5 protein-coding genes are annotated in these 4,947 nt (G+C 64.4%); all 5 read left to right on the top strand.

From position 1 onward, the window contains the following. Positions 1-853: 853 nt before the first annotated feature. Positions 854-2,920 (top strand): MMPL family transporter, encoded by a 2,067-nt coding sequence (locus CH271_RS00425; RefSeq protein WP_230074946.1) that lies wholly within the window; start codon positions 854-856, stop codon positions 2,918-2,920. A gap of 28 nt (positions 2,921-2,948) precedes the next feature. Beyond that, positions 2,949-3,200 (top strand): YgaP-like transmembrane domain, encoded by a 252-nt coding sequence (locus CH271_RS00420; protein WP_032401340.1) that lies wholly within the window; start codon positions 2,949-2,951, stop codon positions 3,198-3,200. Positions 3,201-3,242: 42 nt separating this feature from the next. Further along, complete coding sequence (locus CH271_RS00415) at positions 3,243-3,662, top strand: DUF302 domain-containing protein (protein WP_008720026.1); 420 nt, start codon at positions 3,243-3,245, stop codon at positions 3,660-3,662. Then, positions 3,662-4,435 (top strand): sulfite exporter TauE/SafE family protein, encoded by a 774-nt coding sequence (locus CH271_RS00410; RefSeq protein ID WP_032401339.1) that lies wholly within the window; start codon positions 3,662-3,664, stop codon positions 4,433-4,435. The genes CH271_RS00415 and CH271_RS00410 overlap by 1 nt, the downstream gene beginning before the upstream one ends. Before the next feature lie 77 nt (positions 4,436-4,512). After that, positions 4,513-4,782, top strand: a complete 270-nt coding sequence (locus CH271_RS00405; protein ID WP_032389200.1) for a metal-sensitive transcriptional regulator — start codon at positions 4,513-4,515, stop codon at positions 4,780-4,782. The last annotated feature ends 165 nt before the right edge of the window (positions 4,783-4,947 follow it).

Genomic DNA, 4,947 nt, shown 5'->3' with positions numbered 1-4,947 from the left:
GTCCCCGGCATGTCAGACTCGGGCGACTCGTACGACCAAATTGGTGACCCATATGGGGCGGCCCCGGAGGGGACGTGCGACCGCTTGCGGTCGGCTTTCATGGTTCGCCGATCCCCTACGCGGGCATCCGTCGTCGATGCCCCCGAATCCGTTGTCTCCGATGCTCGCCACTCCTGGGCCGCTCCCGTCCGGACCGGCCTGGGTGTGGGAATGGAAGTGGGATGTAACTGCGCGGGTTCGCAGAAACTCGCGAACGATAGCGTCGCAACACGCGCGTACGTGGAGCATCAACCCGTGAGGGACAACCGCATTCGCAGACTGGCGACCATCAAACGCCTTATGCGGCCGCCAGCACAGCCTCGCGTTTGATCCGGCAAGACCAATGCCGTCTACCGATCGGCTCCGGCCCACCCCTTCCCTCATACCCCCACGGGTACTTGCATACCCCCCTAGGTATGTGTCACAGTAGGGATGTACCCGCCAGAAAGGACCGCCATGTGCTACCCCGTCCCGTGCCCGGCATGCGGTAAGACCACCTGGGCTGGCTGCGGTCGACATGTCGACAGCGTTATGAAGAACGTTCCGCGGTCGCAGCAGTGCTCCTGCTCCATGGAGACACCCGCCCCAGCTACACGCGACAACTTCTTTCGTTCCCTGTTTCGTCGCTGACCCCCACCCCAACAGCACTCCACTGCATTTCGCAGGAATCTCTGGGCGTCTTCAACGCTTCTGAATACCCCCACCCGTATTAGGAGAAGTAATTGTGACCAAGCCCGCTACCGCGGCGGCCACCGGCCGCCACGACCGCCATCGGCCACCGGCACCCGGCGCACTAGGCCGCCTGGGAAGCACGATGGTCGCCCGCCGCAGGTGGGTGTTCGGCATCTGGCTGATCGCCCTCGTTGCCCTGGGATCGGCTGCGCCATCGGTGTTCTCATCCTTGGCCGGGGCCGGCTGGCAGGCCAACGGTTCCGAATCCGTCCAGGTCCGCGAGCTCGCCCAGCAGCATTTCGGTGGTAACTCCTCTGCGGCAGTGCAAGTGGTCGTTCACTCCGACACCGCCACGATCGAAGACGCAGCGGTGCAGCAGACACTCACCGACGTCGCGGCCGTATTCGACGGTGACACTCGCTTCGGCGAGATCATCGCCCCCCAGCCAGGCATGACCATCAGCCCCGACGGCCGCACCGGCATCCTCATCGCCGGCGCAAACGCAAGTACAGATGACATGGTCAAAGCCGTCGACGAGGTCAAAGGCGAACTGACCGAACTCTCCGGCGACGGCATCGAGGTCTACCCGACCGGGTCCTCCGCACTGTGGTCGGACTTCAACAAAGCCAACCACGATGCCATGATCCAAGCCGAATTATTCTCGTGGCCAGTCACCTTGGCGATCATGGTGCTCGCGTTCGGATCGCTCGTCGCCGCAGGACTGCCGCTGCTACTCACCGTCGCCGGACTCGTCGCATCCGCCGGTGGTCTCGTGCTGCTCAACGGCGTCACCCCGATCTCGGTGTGGGCGATGAACTTCGCGATGATGTTCGCGCTCGCCCTCGGCATCGACTACGCCCTCTTCATCGTCGCCAGGTTCCGCGACGCACTACGCAACGCCGATCCCCGTGCCGCCGTCGCCGAAACCATGGACACCGCAGGCAAAGCCGTGGTCCTGTCCGGTCTGACAGTCCTGGTGAGCCTCTCGGCAGTGCTTCTCGTTCCCGCACCGGCCGTGCGGACCATGGCCGTCGGCATCATGCTCGCTGTCACGTTCGTGCTGATCGCCACCATGACCCTGCTCCCCGCAACCCTGGGGGCACTCGGCTCCAAGGTCAACGCCGCATCCCTGCCCTACGCCAAACGCCAGCAGCACCGCTCCCCGAAATTCGCAGCCTGGGGCGAACTACTCCACAAGCATCCCTGGCCGTTCGCACTGGTCTCCGTCGGCATCCTCATCGTCCTGGCACTGCCGGTCCTCGGACTGAAAGTCGCAATGCCCTCGATCACCGTCGTCCCAGAAGATGCACCGGTTCGCCAAGGCTACGAGCTCGTCCAAGCCCAGTTCGGCGACGGCGCACCCGGCGCACTGCAGATCGTCGTCCCCTCTTCCGACGCCGCCGCGACCGCCACCGCAGCCAGCAGCGTCGACGGGATCTCGATGGTGACTCCGCCCCAGCCTGCCGCGGACGGCTCGAACTACTCACTGCTACAAGCGCTTCCCGCCGTGGACCCCTCCGACGAGAGTATGGGCACCATCCTCGGTGACCTGCGCGCGCAGCTCCCGGAGTCGGCATTGGTCGGCGGGGCACCGGCGGAGAACCTCGATCTGCAGCAAGCCCTCAACGACTACCTGCCGCTGGTGATCGGGATCATCCTCGCGCTCGGTTTCATCCTGCTGCTCGTTGCACTGCAGGCACCGCTGATCGCGATCCTCGGCACCGCCGTCAGTCTGCTCTCGACCGCAGCCGCATTCGGAGTAGCGAAGCTGATCTTCCAAGACGGACACGGTGCATCACTGCTCGGCTTCACCCCACAGGGGTTCCTCGACGGCTGGGGACCGGTGTTCTTCTTCGCGATGATCTTCGCCATCGCCATGGACTACACCGTGTTCCTGCTCGCCACCGCCAAAGAGCACTACGAGAAGACCGGCGACCCGAAAGCCGCCCAGGTCGACGGCCTCGCCCACTCCGGCCGCGTCATCTTCGCCGCCGCCGCGGTCATGGTCGCCGTGTTCTTCACCTTCGCACTCTCCGATCCGCTCCCACCGAAAGAAATGGGCATCATTCTCGGTGTCGCGGTACTGCTCGACGCCTTCCTGATCCGGCTCATCCTGCTGCCGGTCCTGCTGCGTCTGACCGGTCACGCCGCATGGTGGTCACCAGCCTGGCTGCGCAAGGTGCTGCCCTCGATCAGCTTCTCTCACTGACACCCTCACCACACCCAACGGAGCAATCATGACCGATCCGAACACAACCCACTCGGCGGCATTCACAGGATGGCCGATCGAACGTATCGTCCCCGCCCTTGCTGCCGGTGTCACCGCCACCGGTCTGGCACTCGGCGAATTACACGCACCGCAATGGCGACTACTCAGCGCGTTCGCTGCCGCCAACCTCGCCCTCTACGCAGCGGTTGGCTGGTGCCCGGCCAGCGCACTGCTCACCAAAGCGGGCGTGCCGAGTATTCGCCGGCCCCGAATCGGGTAGGCCCACACCACCACAGTTCGACCACCGAAAGGAATTTCCCTCATGAACATCGCACTCTCGACCACTCTGACCGACACTGACTTCGACACCGCAGTCGACTCCGTCAAATCAGCCCTGTCCGACCAAGGCTTCGGTGTTCTCACCGAAATCGACATGCAGGCCACGTTGAAGGCCAAACTCGGCGAAGACATGGAGCAGTATCTGATCCTCGGTGCCTGCAATCCCACCCTCGCGCACCGCGCCGTCGGAGTCATGCGCCAGATCGGCTTGCTGCTGCCGTGCAATGTCGTCGTCCGCGCCGACACCGCCACATCCGGATCGGTGATCGTCGAAGCGATGAACCCCGACATCATGGTCCAAGCGACCGGAGAACCCGCCCTCTCCGATGTCGCGGCCGAGGCCACCACCAAGCTCCAGGCCGCCATCGACGCACTCGGTGGCCAGGACACAGCCCACAGCTGATGACCCTGGCACTGGCACTGGTCCTCGGCGTCGCCGTCGGCATCCTGCTCGGTCTCCTCGGAGGCGGCGGGTCGATTCTCGCGGTCCCGGTTCTCGTCTACGCCCTCGGAATGGACCTGTCGGAGGCGATACCGACATCGTTGCTGGTGATCGGTGTCGCCTCTGCGACCGGGGCCATCCCCAAGGTGCGGGCGCGGCTCGTCGAGTGGCGGCTGGCGGCGATCTTCGCGGCCACCGGCATTGTCGGCACCGTGGTCGGCAGCGCCCTGGGCAGACATCTGCCCGAGGCGGCCGTGATGATCGGCTTCGCAATCGTCATGATCATTGCCGGGGCGCGGATGCTGCGCAGCGCCGACGATGTCGGAACTGCATGCAAGACAGGGGATTCCGGGATCGACTGGCGGCGATGCGCACCACGGTCCATACCGACAGGGTTCGGGGTCGGTGTCCTCACCGGACTGTTCGGCGTCGGCGGAGGATTTCTGATCATCCCCGCTCTGGTGCTGTTGCTGGGAATCGAGATGGGTGTCGCTGTCGGAACGTCGCTGGTGGTCATCGTCGCAAACTCCGCCGCCGGACTGATCGCTCAGGCCGACGGGCTCGGCGGGAACTGGGCACTGACAGCCGCGTTCGCCGGTGCTGCGATTGCAGGCTCGCTGGTCGCCGGGCGACTGAGCACACGCATTGATACCGACAAGCTGCGCACGTGGTTCGCCTACCTGGTGTTCGCCGTCGCGGGCTACGTACTTGTCGACACCCTCGTTCTTTCATGACCGAACGCACACACCGACCCGATGCCCCCAGGGGTAATCTGAAACCACTACCACCCTCACACCCTCAGGAGACCGCAATGGTCGGCGACGAAGACAGCATCGCATTGGTACTCAACCGGCTGCGCCGCGCACACGGCCAACTCGCCGGAGTGATCGGCATGATCGAGAACGGACGTGACTGCAAAGACGTCGTCACCCAACTCGCCGCCGTCTCCCGCGCCCTCGACAAAGCCGGATTCAAGATCGTCGCCACCGGCCTCCGCGAATGCATGACCGGCGACACCGCCGACAACAAAGAACCCATGACCGAAGCAGAACTGGAAAAACTCTTCCTCGCACTGGCCTGAACGAGGACGTTTCACGTCAGAAACGAGGCCGACCCGACGACACCGTAGGAGTACCCCGTGAGCGCTACCGATCCAGACATCGCCATCATCGAAACGTCGAGCCTCGGCGACCGCAGCTACCTGATCAGCCACGACGGCATCGCCGTCGTGATCGATCCCCAACGT

The organism is Rhodococcus sp. 05-340-2 (genome assembly GCF_002258915.1).
GTDB lineage: Bacteria > Actinomycetota > Actinomycetes > Mycobacteriales > Mycobacteriaceae > Rhodococcoides.
Note: the sequence above shows the minus strand (reverse complement) of the source record. Positions and strands in the feature narration are given on the sequence as shown.

Bases quoted from the DNA above. Each gene is read 5' to 3' on its own strand.
- CH271_RS00425 (WP_230074946.1), top strand. From the start codon at position 854: ATGGTCGCCCGCCGCAGGTGGGTGTTCGGCATCTGGCTGATCGCCCTC.
- CH271_RS00420 (WP_032401340.1), top strand. From the start codon at position 2,949: ATGACCGATCCGAACACAACCCACTCGGCGGCATTCACAGGATGGCCG.
- CH271_RS00415 (WP_008720026.1), top strand. From the start codon at position 3,243: ATGAACATCGCACTCTCGACCACTCTGACCGACACTGACTTCGACACC.
- CH271_RS00410 (WP_032401339.1), top strand. From the start codon at position 3,662: ATGACCCTGGCACTGGCACTGGTCCTCGGCGTCGCCGTCGGCATCCTG.
- CH271_RS00405 (WP_032389200.1), top strand. From the start codon at position 4,513: ATGGTCGGCGACGAAGACAGCATCGCATTGGTACTCAACCGGCTGCGC.